Origin of the sequence: Methylovorus sp. MP688, assembly GCF_000183115.1 — a bacterium.
GTDB classification, from domain to species: domain Bacteria; phylum Pseudomonadota; class Gammaproteobacteria; order Burkholderiales; family Methylophilaceae; genus Methylovorus; species Methylovorus glucosotrophus.
Genome location: NC_014733.1, coordinates 2,124,658 through 2,140,790 on the forward strand (window position 1 = coordinate 2,124,658; position 16,133 = coordinate 2,140,790).

General features: G+C 56.3%; 16 protein-coding genes. 8 read left to right on the forward strand and 8 right to left on the reverse strand.

The features are described 5' to 3' along the window. Positions 1-10: 10 nt before the first annotated feature. From MPQ_RS10040 to MPQ_RS10050, 3 genes are all read right to left on the reverse strand, one after another. Positions 11-409, reverse strand: a complete 399-nt coding sequence (locus MPQ_RS10040; RefSeq protein ID WP_013442827.1) for a DoxX family protein — start codon at positions 407-409, stop codon at positions 11-13. 118 nt (positions 410-527) lie between these two features. After that, a complete protein-coding gene (locus MPQ_RS10045) occupies positions 528-1,409 on the reverse strand; it encodes a pirin family protein (protein ID WP_013442828.1) in 882 nt (293 codons plus the stop codon). Positions 1,410-1,442: 33 nt separating this feature from the next. Further along, positions 1,443-2,045: an FMN-dependent NADH-azoreductase gene (locus MPQ_RS10050; protein ID WP_013442829.1), complete on the reverse strand. Its 603-nt coding sequence runs from the start codon at positions 2,043-2,045 to the stop codon at positions 1,443-1,445. A 110-nt stretch (positions 2,046-2,155) separates the two neighbouring features. Here MPQ_RS10050 and MPQ_RS10055 point away from each other — a divergent pair, with 110 nt between their 5' ends. Further along, the gene (locus MPQ_RS10055; protein WP_013442830.1) at positions 2,156-3,073 is read left to right on the forward strand and encodes a LysR family transcriptional regulator; all 918 of its coding nucleotides are present in this window, start codon (positions 2,156-2,158) and stop codon (positions 3,071-3,073) included. Between the two features lie 297 nt (positions 3,074-3,370). Here MPQ_RS10055 and MPQ_RS10060 read toward each other — a convergent pair whose 3' ends face one another. The 4 genes from MPQ_RS10060 to MPQ_RS10075 form a co-directional block, all read right to left on the reverse strand. Next, entirely contained in the window at positions 3,371-3,949 is a 579-nt protein-coding gene (locus MPQ_RS10060) for a LexA family transcriptional regulator (protein WP_013442831.1), read from the reverse strand. A 61-nt stretch (positions 3,950-4,010) separates the two neighbouring features. Next, entirely contained in the window at positions 4,011-5,135 is a 1,125-nt protein-coding gene (locus MPQ_RS10065) for a GNAT family N-acetyltransferase (RefSeq protein WP_013442832.1), read from the reverse strand. 205 nt (positions 5,136-5,340) lie between these two features. After that, positions 5,341-5,565, reverse strand: a complete 225-nt coding sequence (locus tag MPQ_RS10070) for a glycine zipper 2TM domain-containing protein (RefSeq protein ID WP_013442833.1) — start codon at positions 5,563-5,565, stop codon at positions 5,341-5,343. Between the two features lie 155 nt (positions 5,566-5,720). Next, positions 5,721-6,269, reverse strand: coding sequence for an EF-hand domain-containing protein (locus tag MPQ_RS10075; protein WP_013442834.1), 549 nt, complete (start codon positions 6,267-6,269; stop codon positions 5,721-5,723). A gap of 395 nt (positions 6,270-6,664) precedes the next feature. Between MPQ_RS10075 and ompR the strand changes: the two genes are divergently transcribed. Beyond that, entirely contained in the window at positions 6,665-7,393 is a 729-nt protein-coding gene (ompR, locus tag MPQ_RS10080) for a two-component system response regulator OmpR (RefSeq protein ID WP_041362827.1), read from the forward strand. A gap of 84 nt (positions 7,394-7,477) precedes the next feature. Further along, complete coding sequence (locus MPQ_RS10085; RefSeq protein WP_041362305.1) at positions 7,478-8,761, forward strand: ATP-binding protein; 1,284 nt, start codon at positions 7,478-7,480, stop codon at positions 8,759-8,761. A gap of 62 nt (positions 8,762-8,823) precedes the next feature. Here MPQ_RS10085 and cysG read toward each other — a convergent pair whose 3' ends face one another. Next, on the reverse strand, positions 8,824-10,212 hold the full coding sequence (gene cysG, locus MPQ_RS10090) for a siroheme synthase CysG (protein WP_013442837.1): 1,389 nt from the start codon (positions 10,210-10,212) through the stop codon (positions 8,824-8,826). A 277-nt stretch (positions 10,213-10,489) separates the two neighbouring features. Here cysG and MPQ_RS10095 point away from each other — a divergent pair, with 277 nt between their 5' ends. The 5 genes from MPQ_RS10095 (at position 10,490) to miaB (ending at position 16,119) form a co-directional block, all read left to right on the forward strand. Next, positions 10,490-11,563: a hemin-degrading factor gene (locus MPQ_RS10095; RefSeq protein WP_013442839.1), complete on the forward strand. Its 1,074-nt coding sequence runs from the start codon at positions 10,490-10,492 to the stop codon at positions 11,561-11,563. Continuing rightward, the gene (locus tag MPQ_RS10100) at positions 11,560-12,462 is read left to right on the forward strand and encodes a hemin ABC transporter substrate-binding protein (protein WP_049821902.1); all 903 of its coding nucleotides are present in this window, start codon (positions 11,560-11,562) and stop codon (positions 12,460-12,462) included. Before MPQ_RS10095 ends, MPQ_RS10100 begins: the two co-directional genes overlap by 4 nt. Before the next feature lie 274 nt (positions 12,463-12,736). Beyond that, positions 12,737-13,783, forward strand: coding sequence for an iron ABC transporter permease (locus MPQ_RS10105; protein WP_013442841.1), 1,047 nt, complete (start codon positions 12,737-12,739; stop codon positions 13,781-13,783). Further along, positions 13,780-14,622 carry an ATP-binding cassette domain-containing protein gene (locus MPQ_RS10110; RefSeq protein ID WP_013442842.1) on the forward strand — a complete coding sequence of 281 codons (843 nt, stop codon included), beginning with the start codon at positions 13,780-13,782 and terminating at the stop codon, positions 14,620-14,622. Before MPQ_RS10105 ends, MPQ_RS10110 begins: the two co-directional genes overlap by 4 nt. Positions 14,623-14,787: 165 nt before the next feature. Next, the gene (miaB, locus tag MPQ_RS10115) at positions 14,788-16,119 is read left to right on the forward strand and encodes a tRNA (N6-isopentenyl adenosine(37)-C2)-methylthiotransferase MiaB (RefSeq protein ID WP_013442843.1); all 1,332 of its coding nucleotides are present in this window, start codon (positions 14,788-14,790) and stop codon (positions 16,117-16,119) included. Positions 16,120-16,133 lie beyond the last annotated feature (14 nt).

The following is a 16,133-nucleotide window of genomic DNA, read 5'->3' on the forward strand; positions in this document are numbered from 1 at the left end:
GACTAAAGGATTAGTCAGCTTTTACACTGTGTGGGCCGCTGCCATGCACCAGCACAAACAGCAGGCCACCGGCCATGGAGATGTTTTTCATGAAATGGATCATCTGGTTTTGCGCCATGTCTGGGCTTGCTGCCCAGAAATCATGGAACAGGAATGCGGCGGCCAGGGTGAACAGGAACAAGGCGGCGGCGGCCAGACGTGCACGGTAGCCGACGACGATCAGCAAGCCGCCACCCAGTTCAATGATGATGGTGAGGATGGTGACCAGATCTGGCAGCGGCAGGCCTTTGCTGGCGATGTAGCCGGAGGTGGCAGCAAAGCCGCCGATCTTGGAGAAGCCGGAGAGAATGAAGATCAGCGCGATGAGGATGCGGCCGATCAATGGACCGTGACGATGTAGTGCTTGCATGAGAAAACTCCCTTTAAAAGTAAAAAATAAAAACCGAATGCTTCTGAAAATGGCCTGACTCACCCAGGTGAGGCTGAGTCAGGCAGTGCTAACACGATGGATAAACCCAGCGTATTTCTTATGCCAGGCGGCCTTCGCGGTAATCGTGAATCGCCTCAAAAATCTGCTCCTGAGTGTTCATCACGAAAGGGCCATATTGCGCGATGGGCTCCTTGAGCGGACGATCGGCAATCAACAACAGACGCGTCGCTTCTGGCGCTGCAATAACAACGCCATCGCTGTCGTTCGTGGTCTTGAGTATCGCCATGCGCTGCTGTGGCACCTGCCGTTCGCCAATGACCGCCTCACCGCGATACACATACACCAGGGCATTGAACTCGGCAGGTATCTGCTGGGTAAAGCGTGTGCGTGCTGGCAAATGCACATCCAGGTAGAGCGGCTCGGTGGTACCACGCTGGATGGCACCGGCAACGCCGTGACTTTCGCCAGCGATCACCCGCACCGTGACGCCATCGGCCGTGATGATCTCCGGAATCTCGTCCGTTTGAATATCCCGGTAGGCGGGGTCCACCATTTTGTCCTTGGCGGGCAGATTGAGCCAAAGCTGGAAGCCTTCCATGGCGCCTTCTTCCTGCTCGGGCAACTCGGAGTGAATGACGCCCTTGCCCGCGGTCATCCATTGCACACCGCCGGGGGCGAGCAGGCCTTCGTTGCCTGCACTGTCGCGATGACGCATGCGGCCTTGCAGCATGTAGGTCACGGTTTTGAACCCGCGGTGGGGGTGATCAGGAAAGCCGCCAATGTAATCTTCCAGCTGATCGGTGCCAAAGGCATCCAGCATCAGGAAAGGGTCAAGCCGGCGTTGCAGGTGTTGCGTCAGCACGCGTGTCAGCTTGACCCCGGCGCCGTCCGACGTGGCTTGGCCGATGACGATCTGCTCAATCGCTCTTGGCTGTGTCACGACTTCGTTTTGCAATGCAACGTCAGGTCTTGTGCTCATGGTTGCTCTCCTTTTTATACGATTAAATATGCCTTAGGCAGGCACCAGTTCTTCCAGTTGGCGATAGGCTGTATCCAGCGCGGCTTTTTCCGCGTCGGGGCCCATGGCCAGGCCTTCGGCATGGATGAATTCGACATCATGCATGCCCAGAAAACCCAACACAATTTTCAGGTATGGCGTTTGGGTATCGGCAGGCGTATTGCGATAAATGCCGCCGCGGGCCAGCACCACATATACCTTCTTGCCGGTCAGCAAGCCTTCGGGCCCGTTGGCGGTATATTGAAACGTTACCTGTGCACGCGAGATGGCATCAATCCAGTTCTTGAGTTGCACTGACACCCCCAGGTTATACATGGGTACGCCCAAGACTATGACATCGGCAGCCTGAATTTCGCTGATCAGCACATCATCCAGCGCGACACGCGCAGCCTGCTCGGCATTGCGCTGGTCAGCTGGCGTAAATAAGGCCTGCAGGGCTTTTTCGTCCAGGTTTGGATGTGGGTTGCGGCCTAGGTCGCGCACCGTCAATGTGGCATCGGCATGCTGGGCAAGCAGGCGCTCCACAAGGGCATTAGCCAGATGCGTGGAGTGGGAACCGACCGTACGGGCGCTGGAATTCACTTGCAGAATATTCATGATGATCTCCTTGCTTAAGTTGAAATGACGATGGAGACACTTTACATATTCCCAAATAATTGATTAAGTCGTTAAAATGGATATTATTGTTCCATCAATGGAAATATAAAATGAAGCTGGAAGCCAATGACTTGCTCTTGTTTGCCCGCGTGGTGGATGAAGGAAGCTTCAGCCGCGCGGCGGACCGGCTGCATATTCCGAAATCTACCCTCTCGCGCCGCATGGCGGCTCTGGAGACGCAACTGGGCGAGCGCCTGCTGCTGAGAACCACGCGCAAGCTGACGGTGACCGACTTTGGCAATGCCGTGTTGGCGCATGCGCATCAGGTAACGGCGGAGGTAGAAGCCACGCTGGCATTGACGCAACACCGGCAGGTAGAACCTAGCGGTCGCCTGCGACTGTCGATGCCGGGCGATTTTGGGATCAATATCCTGCAAGCCTTGCTTGCCGAGTTTGCCATGCGCTATCCGGCGATTTCTCTGGAGATGGATATCTCGCCACGGCGGGTGGATCTGATCGGTGAAAACTTTGACCTGGCGATTCGCATGGGCGATCTGCCAGACGACACATCGCTTGCGGCACGGCGCATCGCCACCTTTGAAACCGGGCTCTATGCCGCACCGGCTTATCTCAAAAAACGCGGCACACCGCACGAACCAGAAGCGCTGATGGAACATGATGCGCTGCATCTACTCACCCGACGCGGCGAACCCATGCTATGGCAACTCAAACGTGACCAAGCCCAATGGCAAGGCACGCCCATTGGCAAAGTATCCGCCAATTCGCCAGCCATTCTGGTACGCATGGCGATTTCGGGCCTGGGCATTGCCATGCTGGGTGAGCCGTTTGCCGAGCCTTACGTCAAGGCAGGTGAGCTGGTACGTATCCTTGAGGACTGGCATTTGCCCAGTGTCACGGCATGGGCCGTTTTTCCTGGCCGACGACTGATGCCAGCTCGCACCCGTGTTTTTCTGGATGCGCTCATGGCACGCTTTGCCGAGGCGGACTGCGAAAAGCACAAACGGTAACGTGGATTGGAGAAGCCGCCCCCCAGGCGCCTGATGGGGTGAATCGTGCAAACGCATGCGTTTCGAGCACTCTGGAGATACCCATGCCCGCCCAGACACTTAAGCACACTATCCAGTATTCATCCGCGTAGTTATCCACAGAAATTGTGGAGTAGCCAGCAGGCTGGCAACGACCGCAATGCCGCCTCCCATCAGGTGTTATGCATGGCCCCAGGCAACAAAAAGCCTGGTCAGGTCTGACCAGGCTTTTTTGAATCGGCGCTTTGATAGCGCCGGAATACAACTCGGAGCGCCGCTTTAATCGTATTTACGGAACTGGCCTACGACAACGCCAAAGATCTCCAGATTGCCTTGCGGACGAATCACCGGATACGCTTTATTGGCGGGCAGCAATACAAACTGGCCTTTTTCGCGCCCCAGGGTTTTCAGGGTAAATTCGTTGTCCACAATCGCCACCACAATATCGCCCACATTGGCCACCTGCCGCTTTTCCACAATCACCACATCATCCGGCACGATGCCAGCATCAATCATGGAGTCGCCCTTGACCGTAATCAGCACGGTTTGTGAGGGGCGCTCGATCAGATAGTCATCGATGCTGAGGGTGTCGTGGCGATCGCCACTGGCGGCGGAAGGAAAACCGGCCTGCACGGTACTCTCAGCCAAGATACGCTCGAAAAAGCGCTTGCCGGGCTTGAGTCGCCGGTCGGCCGTGGCATCAAGAAAGCCTTGCAGCTTGAAGCGGGCGACCAGCGCAGTCACCGCATTTTTTGATTTGAACCCCAGCATGTCCGCAATCACCGAATAGGATGGCAGCGTTTTATGCTCGGCGTAGTAGTCCTGGATGCGCCCCAGGTAGTCAATGTCGTTTCCCATACGCGTTACCATAATGTACGAACGTACACAAAGTCAAGCGTCGCGTGCTTGCTCAATCGCCCTAATTGGCGCGATAAGGCGCGCGCTCTTCCAGTTCATCCTGATATTGCTGCATATTGCTGGCTTCCATGGCAACAAAGCGGCGAATCGCGGATTCAAACTCGGGATTGGCAATGCGGTGGAACGAACAGGTAGGCCGTGGCATGAAACCGCGCGCCAGCTTGTGCTCCCCCTGCGCGCCGCCCTCAAAAAACCGGATGTTGTGCTCCAGGCAGAACTCTTGCGCCTGATAGTAGCAAAGCTCGAAGTGCAAGCCGGGTATATAGCTCAGCGCCCCCCAATAGCGTCCGTACAGCGTGTCGTCGTCATACAGGTTAAGCGCCGAGGCAATGGGCTTGCCATCCAGCTCCGCAATGATCAGCAGCAGGTGTTCAGGCAGGGTATGGCCAATCTGCTCAAAAAATGCACGCGTCAGGTAAGGCGATGAGCGATGCTCGTGGTAGGTGTTGACGTAGCATTCATAGAAAAAATCCCAATCCGCAGGCTGGATATCCCGGCCTTGCAAGCGTCGGCACACCACGCCGGCACTGAGGATTTTTTTACGCTCCTGTTTGATTTTTTTGCGTTTGTCATGCGAAAGCTGAGCAATAAACTCGGAAAAATCGCGAAATCCGTCATTTTCCCAGCGGAACTGCACGCCATCGCGCTGCATCCAGCCTTCCGCTTGCAAAGCCTCGGCCGAGGCAGCATCGGGAAACAGAATATGACTGGAGGACAAGGCATTCTGCTCCATCTGCTGCTGCACTATGCGCGCAAGCAGTCGCTGCACCTCCTGTCGCTGGCTCAGGAGCCGCGGACCGCTGATGGGCGTAAACGGAATCGCCACCAGCAATTTGGGATAGTAATTAAGGCCATTCTGCTCATAGGCATTGGCCCAGGCCCAGTCAAACACATACTCGCCGTATGAATGCTGTTTGAGATAAAGCGGCGCAGCGCCTATCAGTTTGCCCTGCTCATGCACCGTCACGGGATAAGATTGCCAGCCTGTGCCCTCGCCTACACAGAGCGTATCTTCCAGGGCGCTGAAAAAACGGTGACTGAGCAAGGGGGAACCATCGGTCAGGCTATCCCATTCTTGCGCTTTGATCTGCGAAAAGCCGGTCGCTATATTCACTTCTATCGTCATAGCATTCCCATCACATGGCGAGGTTACAGATGAAAGAGAGTTGTTGAAGGCAAGAGTTCATTGCCTTGCCATGCAAGATGACATAAAAAAGCGGCTGATGCATCACATCAGCCGCCCTGCTTGTCGCCAATTCACGACAGTGTTTTATATCTCATCAAAATACGCATACACGTCAATGAGATAGGGTATGTGAAAAAACGACAGCCTATTTCTTCTTGCTTGTTGCGCTATCCACACCATGTCCAATGACACCGCCGATGGCGGCGCCGCCCACTGTCCCAAGGGCACTTCCACCCGTAAGCACAGCACCTGCTACGCCACCAATACCAGCCCCGACAGCAGCGTTCTTTTGCTTGGTACTCATGCCTGAGCAGGCGGTGAGCACACCGATAAGCAATGTACTAATTACTAATTGTCTAGTAGCGACCATATTAATTCTCCTTATTACACTATCAATCAATCCTGAACAAAACCACTTTATCCAGGTACTGCTGACTGACTGTATGCAAGGATGATGCCAATAAAAAATGCCATTTAAATTCATACATTTAAATGGCATTTAAAATTCGGGGGATGAAATGAGGATTACAAGGCGCGCTTTCGACTATTCACCATGGCCCCTTTTTCCTTTACCTTCGGGGAGGGCAATACCTGTGCTTCTTCTCTGACCACCGGGATAGGACGTTGCTGGCGTTCAATGGCTTTTGCCTGCGCGGACTCCAGCTCTTCCATGGTAATCACGCCATCATTATTGGCGTCTACCTGGCTGAAATGACGTGCGATCTGTGGCAGCAACTCAAATGCTTCGATACGGGAAATGGCGCCATCGTTATCCTTGTCCGCTTGGTCAAACCTTGCTTGCAGACGCTGGTGCATTACGCGACGACGTTCTTCAATCTGAATATGGGCGGGATCTACGGCGCGTGAATATTCATAGAGATCGCGGCGCAAACGCATATTTTCTTCAATGCTGATGTTGCCGTTTAAGGATTTGGCAGGGGCACTGCTATCGGGGGCCACGACCAGGGATGGTTTGGGGCCATCATCGTCAGCGTTATCGTTTGCATCCTTGGGAGCGGCGTACAGCACATCTACAGCGCCAATCACCAGACAGGCCGCAATCGCAACGTGCATGCATCCAAACCGGGAAACCGATGAAAGAGACATCATAGGATGGAAAATCAGGCCAGACAGGAGCGACAGTCAGACGCCCGACAAAGATTGAAATCAACTACGTTCATTGTTCCATTTCTCCACTTCTTGGGGGAGCCTTGATAGCTCCTCGCCTGATTCCGCAAACCATATTGCTTTGAGTGTTGGTGCGCTTGAGAATTCCGCATATTATTATTTGGCACTGCAGCCGTGATTATAATGAAGCAGGAATGTAAATCGAGTGTTTCACTGTGCCGTCTGAATGTAACAATTTGTGACAATCGCCACATTTATATTCCCCAACAGCAACTACCTAACCGTATAATATTCAACATAATAAATCTCGCCACATTAGACCACATATTGCTATGAACGCCATGCAGACCAATCCAAAAAAAATCCTGATGGTTGACGATGATTTGCGCATGCGTGAGCTACTGCAACGCTACCTCAGCGAACAAGGCTTTAGCGTAAAAACCGTCTCTGATTCAACCGAGATGAATACCGTATTAAGTAGCGAACATATTGATTTGCTGGTGCTTGATCTGATGCTGCCCAGCGAAGATGGCCTGGCGATTTGCCGCCGTTTGCGAGCCGCAGGCAGCACCATGCCCATCATCATGCTGACCGCCCGCGGTGATGAGGTAGATCGCATTATCGGGCTGGAAATGGGGGCAGATGATTACCTGCCCAAGCCTTTCAACCCGCGCGAGCTGCTGGCGCGTATCAATGCCGTCATGCGGCGCAATGAGCGCCCTGTGCCCGGCGCACCAGCCAATAGCACCGAAACCATCAGCTTTGGCGAATTCGTGTTTGACCCTTCCACCCGCAGCCTGCTCAAAAATGGCGAGCAGATCACGATTACCAGCGGCGAATACGCATTGCTGAAAGTGTTTGTTGATCACCCGCGCCAACCTTTGTCGCGCGACCGCCTCATGCAGCTGGCGCGTGGCCGCGAGCTGGATGTATTTGATCGCAGTATTGACGTACAAGTCTCGCGCCTGCGCCGCCTGATTGAAGCAGATCCTACACACCCCCGCTATCTGCAAACCATGTGGGGCTTTGGCTATGTATTCATCCCCGACGGCGAAACCATCAAGCACTAATCAGGGCCGTGCCTTGATCGCTGCTTGTCACGACTGTTTGTATTTCAATTGAGATTATTCCCGCGCACCCTGCTTGCCAGGGCCATGCTACTGATTGCCATTCTGCTGGTGATCGGCCAGTACGCTTCACTCAAAATCTTCGATTACTTCGAGCGCAAACCACGCGCCACAGCGGTTGCGCTGCAAGCGGTAACCGTCGTGAATTTCACGCGTGCATCGCTGCTTGCTGCTCATGAAAATCGCCGCCTGGCGCTTTTATCCGAGCTATCCGGCAAAGAAGGCGTGCGCATTTACGCCGCCGACCTGCTGGAAGAGATCGAAAAACTGCCAGATGATCCGGTAATTGCGCTGATAGCCGCCAAGATCAAGGAAAAGCTGGGCAATGAAACCATTGTGGCGGTGAATCACTTCGGCATCCCAGGTCTGTGGGTGAGCTTCACCATTGGGCAGGACGATTACTGGGTGGTTATTCCGCGCATACAGGTAGATAGACCCTTCCCATGGCAATGGCTGGGCTGGGGCGCGCTGGTCATCCTGCTGTCACTGGCGGGCGCCTATTTGCTGGCAGCTCGCATCAACCGGCCGCTCAGCCTGCTTATTCGTTCGGCAGACCGTCTGCGTAAAGGCGAGCAACCGCCGAAGTTGCCAGAAGATGGCCTGGATGAGCTGAGCGACGTGAACCATGCCTTTAACGACATGATGGAAGCCCTGGCCCGGCTGGATTCCGAACGTACCCTGCTGCTGGCCGGGGTTTCGCATGATTTGCGCACGCCGCTGGCGCGTTTGCGCCTGTCAGTGGAAATGCTGCCGAATGAACTGGGCGACAGCCTGAAAAATGGCATGATCCAGGACATCACGGACATGGATAACATCATCCACCAGTTCCTGGATTTTGTACGTGGGGTGGAGGGCGAACCGACGCAGATGATCGATATCAATGCCCTGCTGAAGTCGATTTACGATCGCCACACTCGCGCTGGCCGCCGCATGATCTTGCGACTGGCACCCACGCATCTGATACCACTGCGTCCCCTTGCCATGCACCGGCTATTGGGCAACCTGATTGATAACGCCTTCAAGTATGGCAGCAGTGAAGTCTCCGTGGAGACCAGAATCACCGCTGGCACCATTATACTGAGCGTACTGGACAATGGCCCTGGCATTCCTCCATCGCAGATCAGCCGCCTGCTGCGACCTTTTGAACGTCTGGATACCGCACGTGGCAATGAGAGCGGCAGCGGCCTGGGTCTGGCAATTGCAGACCGCATCGCCCGCCTGCACAAAGGTCACCTGGAATTGATCAACCGCCAGGAAGGCGGTCTGGAAGCGCGCCTGATATTGCCTATCGTCAAGAACGTGGCAAATTAACTTCGTAAAACGCATGCAAGGCGATTAACGCATCTCTGCCACTCGCCTGCAGCTATCAGACTTCAGTCAGCCTTTCCTTCAAACCACGCCAGCTTGCTGCGCAAACCAACCACACCACCAATGACGATCAAGGATGGCGACTTCAAATGCGCCTCCGCCACCTTCGCTGCCAGATTCTGCAAACTTTCTGTCACCACCCGCTGACTTGGCAAGGTACCGTGCTGTACAACCGCGGCGGGAGTATCTGCGGAAAGGCCATGGGCGATGAGCTGCTGGCATATCTCGGGCAGGGCAGCCAGGCCCATGTAAATGACGACTGTTTGCTGCGGCCGCACCAGTGCCGGCCAGTCTAGGTCGACGGTGCCATCCTTCAGGTGTCCGGTGGTAAAGATGCAGGTCTGGGCAAAATCACGATGAGTCAGCGGGATACCGGCATAACTCGCCACGCCAGAAGCCGCCGTTACCCCAGGCACTACCTGAAAAGGGATGCCATGCGCCATCAGGGTTTCAATCTCCTCCCCACCGCGCCCAAAGATAAAGGGATCGCCGCCCTTGAGGCGCAAGACGCGTTTACCCTCTTGCGCCAGTCGTACCAATAATTCGTTGATCTCTTCCTGCGGTAGGGTGTGCTGATCTCGGGCTTTGCCGACATACACCAGCTCGGCATCGCGCCGCACCAGTTCCATGACTTCCGGACTCACCAGTTTGTCATACACGCATACATCCGCCTGCTGCATCAGGCGCAACGCCCGAAACGTCAGCAAATCGGGATCGCCAGGGCCCCCACCGACCAGATAAACCTCGCCTCGCGGAGCACGGGCAGGTTGTTCTAGCTTTTGCACCAACGCAGCCTCGGCTGCGAGTTCCTGTCCGGCCAGAACTTGTTCACCGATGGGGCCGTGCAGGACCTCCTCCCAGAACATCCTTCGTTGCTGGGTGGTAGGAAAATGCTGCTTCACCCGCTCGCGAAAGCGCGCGGCGAGCGTCGCCAGCCGGCCATATGTCGCGGGCACCATGGTTTCGATCTTGCTGCGTATGCTGCGCGCCAATACCGGCGCTGCACCGCCGCTGGAGATCGCAATCACAATAGGAGAGCGGTCGACAATCGATGGCATGGTGAAGGTACACAAGGCTGGCGCATCCACTACATTGACCGGAATATTGCGCGCTTGCGCCTCCTGCGAGACCGCCTGATTGACGTCTTCATCATCGGTGGCAGCCACCACCAGGCGGGCACCATCCAGCTGCGGCGGTTGAAATTTATCTGCTATGTGCAGAATATCGCCCTGTTCAGCCAGGGTCTGCAATTCAGGATACAGCTCAGGGGAGTAGACCTCAACGGCTGCGCCCGCCTTGCGCAGCATCAGCACCTTGCGTGCGGCAACTTCTCCGCCGCCTATCACTACGCAGCGCTGTTGCCGGATATTCATGAAAATTGGGAGTGCGTCCATCCCGCCATTTTACACTGCGGCCATTCTCCCTCGTTCCAATTTTTCTGGCGCATTTGCCGCTACCGAGGCAGAAGATGGCTTGCACAAGCACCCTGAAAGCTATTGCATAGACATGCATGGGTGGCTTGATAGCGCAACACCCCCCCATGCTGCATTATTGTAATAAGAACCATTCTCATTATATAATTCGGCATCACCAACCCATGGCGCAGCCACTATCGCTCGCCATACCCGCACCAGCCAGCGCTTGCCAGCCCGTGACTCATCGGAGGACACCATGCACGCCAGGCAGGACGCCATCATTGAAGCTTTTAGCCGCATGCGGCGCGAAAGCAGCTTACGCCACAGAGAAATTGCCGCCACTCTCGAAATCAGCGAAGGGGAGTTGATTGCCGCGCATTGCGGAGTGGATGCCATCGGCTCGGATAGCGACATGCACGCCACCCGGCTGCGACCGGAATTCCCCGCGATCATTGCCGCGATTGAACCCTTGGGTGAAGTCATGGCGCTGACCCGCAATGAGAGCTGCGTACATGAAAAATCCGGTGTTTATCGCAAGGTAAGTCATCAGGGGCCAGTAGGACTGGTTCTGGCAGGCAGCATAGACCTGCGCTTGTTTTATCAGCAGTGGCGCCACGGCTTTGCGGTAGAAGAACACACCAGCAAAGGCTTGCAACAAAGCCTGCAGTTTTTTGATAGTACCGGTACTGCGCTGCATAAAATCTTTTTGAAACCCATCAGTCAGCAGGCGGCCTACCAATCGCTGCTTGCACAATTCCGGGCTGAGGATCAATCCGGCGACATGGTGGTGGAAACACCCCGCCTGCCGCCTGCAGCCCTGGATGACAGCGAAATCGACATTGCCGGATTCCGCCGTGACTGGGCCGCCATGCGGGACACGCATGAATTTTTCGGGCTGCTCAAGCAATACAAGGTGACTCGCACGCAAGGCTTGCGACTTGCGGATCCCCGCTTTTCAATTCCCGTGGCACCCGATGTCATCACCCGCCTTTTGCAGGCAGCCGCCGCCGAAAATGTGTCCATCATGGTGTTTGTCGGCAACCCCGGCATCATTCAGATTCATAGTGGCCCGGTCAGCAATATCAAGCTGATGGGCCCCTGGATCAATGTGCTCGACGAAGGCTTTAATCTGCATTTGCGGCAGGATCTGATTGCCAACGCCTGGGTGGTAAAAAAACCCACCGAAGACGGCATCGTCACCTCGCTCGAATTGTTTGATGCGCAAGGCGAAAATATCGCCATGCTGTTTGGGGAGCGCAAACCCGGCAAGCCCGAGCTGGAATCCTGGCGCGCCTTGATTGCCGATATTACCGAGGCCTGCACGGCATGAGCATCGCGCACCAACCAGCCATGCCCTCCCGGCGGGAACACTTGAAACAGTGGCTGGCGCTGGGGGTGCTCCCCGCGATCGGCTGGCTACCGCAGCCGGCGCATGCCGCCAACCGGCGCCTGGTATGCGTAGGCGGCGCTCTCACGGAAATCGTCTATGCCCTGGGCGCTTCGGCCGATCTGGCGGGCGTAGACACCACCTCACTTTATCCGCCAGCAGCACAGGCGTTGCCCAGCGTGGGCTATGCGCGCACCCTGTCTGCGGAGGGTATTCTGGCGCTGGCGCCGTCCATGGTACTGGCAACCGAAGATGCCGGGCCATCCAGCGTATTGCGGCAGCTGGAAAATGCGGGTATTCCGGTGCATATCCTCGCCGCCAACCATCAATTCGAAGGCTTGCTGCAGCGCATACAAAAAGTAGGCGAACTCACGGGTCGCGTAGCGGAAGCGAGTGAGCTGCAAGCGCGCCTGCGCAATGAGTGGCAGGGGGTGCGCACCAGTGTGGAGGCGCATTCGGCGGCGTCGCCTCGCGTGCTGTTTATTCTTTCGCACTCCATGTCGCAAATCATGGTGGCCGGGCAGGAAACCAGCGCAGATGCCATGTTGCGTTATGCCGGTGCCAGGAATGCCATGCAAGGTTTCACCGGATTCAAGCCTCTGACGCCGGAAGCCGTGATTGCGGCACAGCCCGACATTATCCTGTTAACTGACCTGGGCCTGAAAGCCGCAGGCAGCAAAGCTGCGATTCTCAAGCTGCCTGGCCTGGCGCAAACACCTGCAGGGCGCAAGCAGCGCATCGTCAGCATGGAAACCATGCTGCTGCTCGGCTTTGGTCCGCGCTTGCCGCTGGCGCTGAAAGAGCTGGACCGCTCCCTGCAATCTGCCATGCAGGCAGGATAAGCTTAAAACCGGCGCTTTCAATCATGCATATTTCATCTCCGCTATTCAAAAGTTACACCGCCAGGATTTGTCAGAAATACCCCATCGAAATAGCGACTTATGCCACCCAGGCACCGAGCATGCCTGCTCTCCATGGCCCACACCCCCGCCGCAGATGCTGAACTTTTCTATGCATATGCATGACGAACATAGAGCGAAAATCGATGCAAGCTGCACAACTGTTAGTCCGGCGCGGGCATGGCACAGGGCTGAACGATTGATCCGGGCCTGAGAAATGCGCATTCCCTTTCGCTTTGCCCCACGCTCAAAATGGGGTAACCCATGGCCTGTTGTATTACTGCTCGCCATCACCCTCTTGGCGCTTGCCATGGCAAGTTCCATAGGCGCTGTGCCCATAAGCTGGCGCGATTGGCTGACTCCCTTGCATGGCGAAAACACGGGCAATAGCTATGTCCTGTGGGAACTTCGCCTGCCAAGAACTCTGCTCGCCCTGTTGGCGGGCGGCATGCTGGGGGTAGCGGGTGCGCTGGCACAGGGTCTGTTTCGCAACCCTCTGGCAGACCCCGGTTTGCTGGGCGTGAATAGTGGCGCTGCATGTGCTGCCGCCTTGACCATTGTTTTTGCGGACAGTTTGCCTTGGGCATGGCCAACGGGCCTGCGTCCGTGGTTGTTGCCACTGGCGGCGTTTGCTGGCGCATTGCTGGTCTGTTTTACGCTGGATCGCGTGGCGCGCTGGATTACGCCAGGCTCCATCGCCGGACTACTGCTGACAGGGATTGCCCTCAATGCGATCGCGGTAGCGGTGCTGGGGCTGTGCACCTATTTATCCACGGACGAACAGCTGCGCAGCCTGAGCTTCTGGACCCTGGGTTCACTGGCTGGCGCGGGCTGGGCCATCGTCGGTGTGGCGCTAGTCATGTTGCTGCTGGCCACATGGCAGATCCGCAAGCTGGCCCGCGCCATGAACGCACTGGCGCTGGGAGAAGCGGCGGCAGCGCATGTGGGAGTAGAAGTGGAAACATTGCGCGCCCGTACCATTTTGATGGTCGCGTTGCTGGTCGGCGCCACGGTGGCATGGTGCGGCATGATCAGCTTTATCAGCCTGATCGCGCCGCATCTGGTACGCACTTTGCATGGTTCAGACCAGCGACGGGTTTTACCCTTGTCCATCGTGTTTGGCGGATTGCTATTGCTGATCGCAGATACGCTGGCAAGGACATTGGCAACACCTGCTGAAATTCCGGTGGGCATCTTTACCGCCCTGCTTGGCGGGCCATTTTTTCTGATGCTGCTTAATCAAACACGTGAACGGATAGGATGAACCCAGCTACCATCAACCTGATCAACCAGCCACTCCTGGTCATGGAGGCAGCCAGCCTGCGCCTGGGGCGCCATCACTTTGGCCCTTATACCCTCACCTTGCATGCAGGCGAGCGTGTAGCAGTGCTGGGCCCCAGCGGCGCCGGCAAATCCACCCTGCTCAAGCTGGCATCGCGCGAGCTTCATCATTCAGGTGGCCACATCAGCCTGCTGGGGCGCGATATCCGCCATTACAGCCTGCGCGAGATGAGCCGTCGGCGCGCTGTGCTGGCGCAAACCACCCATGTCGCCTTTGGCATGCAGACCGAGCTAGTGGTGTCTCTGGGTCGTGCGGCACTGGAGATTGACCCGCACCTGACGACCATTGTGCACAACGCCATGCAACTGGCGCATGCTGCCCATCTGGCGGGACGCAAGATGGATCAACTATCCGGCGGCGAGCAGGCCCGCATTCACCTCGCCCGGATATTTGCGCAACTATGGGATATAGAACAAGGGCTGGTGATGATGGATGAACCATTGGCGGCGCTAGACCCCGGCTTGCAAGGTGAATTGCTGGACAGCATGCAAAGCTATGCCGAAGCCCGCGGGCATGCTCTGCTCGCTATCCTGCATGACATCAACCAGGCCCTGCATGCGTTTGATCGCCTGTTGCTGGTCAACAATGGTCAACTGGAAAGCCAGGTAAAAGCCGATCTGCACGCACTGCCCGCCTTGCAGTCCCTGTACGGCATCCATCTGGGCAGCCTGATGACGCCCGATGGCCAGGCCGTGGTTTACCGCAAGAAAAACGCTGCCCCAACAGCACGCCCACAGGCACACAGCCATCTGAACAGCTAAGTGTATGCCTGCCGCCGTGACCTTGATTGGCATTTAGCCTTGGGCTGGGCTACAATTAGGCCTTAGCGTACTGTTTTTTTAAGATATTTTGCACCGAAACCTCCAGCTCTCCCCCCTTGTGCCGGCCATGTGCACATCCTCTGACTTGCGGTTGTACACGCAATCATGAACACGCCAAAAAAAGTTTTCATCAAGACATTCGGCTGCCAGATGAACGAGTATGACTCGTCGCGCATGGCCGACATGCTGAATGCGGCCGATGGCATGCAACCCACCGATAATCCGGAAGACGCAGACGTCATCCTGCTGAACACCTGCTCCGTGCGCGAAAAAGCCCAGGAAAAAGTATTCAGCCACCTGGGGCGTTTCATTCCGCTCAAGGAAAAAAACCCGAATCTGGTCATCGGTGTCGGCGGCTGCGTCGCCAGCCAGGAAGGCCAGCACATTGTCGACCGCGCGCCTTATGTCGATGTGGTCTTCGGCCCGCAAACCCTGCATCGCCTGCCGGAACTGATTGCCAACCGCCGTAGCAGCGGGCTGTCGCAAGTGGATATCAGCTTCCCCGAAATCGAAAAGTTTGACCATCTGCCACCGCCACGCGTGGAAGGGGCTGCCGCGTTTCTTTCCATCATGGAAGGCTGCAACAAGTATTGCAGCTTCTGCGTGGTGCCTTATACGCGCGGTGAGGAATTCTCGCGCCCATTTGAAGATATTCTGGTCGAGGCCATCCAGCTGGCGGAACAAGGCGTCAAGGAAATCACCCTGCTGGGCCAGAACGTCAATGCCTATCGCAGCACCAGTGCCGATGGCACGGCGGCGGACCTCGCCATGCTGATCGACTACATTGCCGAAATCCCGCAAATCGAGCGCATACGTTTTACCACCTCGCACCCCAATGAAATGAGCGAGGCCCTGATCGATTGCTTCGCGCGCATTCCCAAGCTGGTTTCGCATCTGCACCTGCCGGTGCAGGCCGGATCTGACCGCGTGCTGATGGGCATGAAGCGTAATTACACCGCGTTGCAATACAAATCCATCATCCGCAAGTTGCGCCGTGCGCGTCCGGATATCTGCATCACCTCTGACTTCATCGTAGGGTTTCCGGGCGAATCCGAGCAGGACTTCGCCGCCACGCTCAAGCTCATGCAGGATGTAGGGTTTGACTTCAGCTACAGCTTTACCTACAGCGCACGCCCTGGTACGCCCGCCTCCTATCTGCCGGATGACACCAGCGAAGAAACCAAGCTGGAGCGCCTAAGCCGCCTGCAGGAACTGAATGAAGCGCAAGGCAAAGCCGTGAGCGAATCCATGGTCGGCAGCGTGCAGCGTGTGCTGGTCGAAAGCCTGTCCAAAAAAGACACTGGCGAACTGGCTGGCCGCACCGATAACAACCGTATCGTCAATTTCCCCGGTGACGCCAAGCTGATCAACCAGTTTGTCCATGTAAAAATCACCCAGGCCATGCCGCACACCTTGCGTGGAGAATGCCTTGCTTAAGCGCCTCTCTGCCC